Source organism: Streptococcus sp. HMSC066E07, assembly GCF_001814695.1.
Lineage (GTDB): Bacteria > Bacillota > Bacilli > Lactobacillales > Streptococcaceae > Streptococcus > Streptococcus hominis.
In genome coordinates, this window is sequence record NZ_KV817454.1 from 1392 (window position 1) to 2034 (window position 643).

At 38.1% G+C, this 643-nt stretch carries 1 protein-coding gene; it reads left to right on the top strand.

Annotated features, from left to right (window positions below; all coding sequences use genetic code 11):
• Positions 1-643, top strand: a 643-nt coding sequence (locus HMPREF2984_RS06420) for a MucBP domain-containing protein (RefSeq protein WP_180363939.1), incomplete at both ends; no start/stop codon positions are given.

Consider the following 643-nt stretch of genomic DNA (forward strand, 5'->3'; position numbering starts at 1 on the left):
CCATTAGTAGAATACAACGGTGTTCACAAATGGTTTGCGAAGACAGATCTTCTCTTGAAAGACGGTACAAGATTAGCTAAAGGTACTGACTTGACGCAATATGTCAGCCAAACGATTGATCACAAGTCAAGAACAGTTGTGTATTCATTCTCTAGTGACTTCTTGAGCAAGATTTCAGATAATAGTGAATTCCAAGCTACAGGTTACATGCAAGTGAAACAACTTGACTATGGTACTGTGAAGAATACCTTTACTGAAATTATCAACAATGTTGAACGTGATTCTAATACGGTAACAGTAGACTCACCTCAAGATTATGGTGATGTTGTGGTTCACTATGTAGATGAATCTGGTAAGAAGATCAAAGAAGATGTAACAGATACTTCTCATTCTAAGGTTGGTGAAAACTACGATACGACAGACCACAAGACGACAGCAATCAAGTCTGGTGATAAAGTGTACAACCTCGTTCCTGAAAAGACAAAAGGTAATGAAAAAGGTAAAGTTACCAAAGGTGTAACCGAAGTTACTTATGTCTACAAGGAAGTGAAGGCAGAACCGACTAAGAAAGGTACAAATGCCAAAGGTGAAGATGTCAATGGTAAGACAATGTTGGCAGGTTCAACTGAAGTTTATACGATTG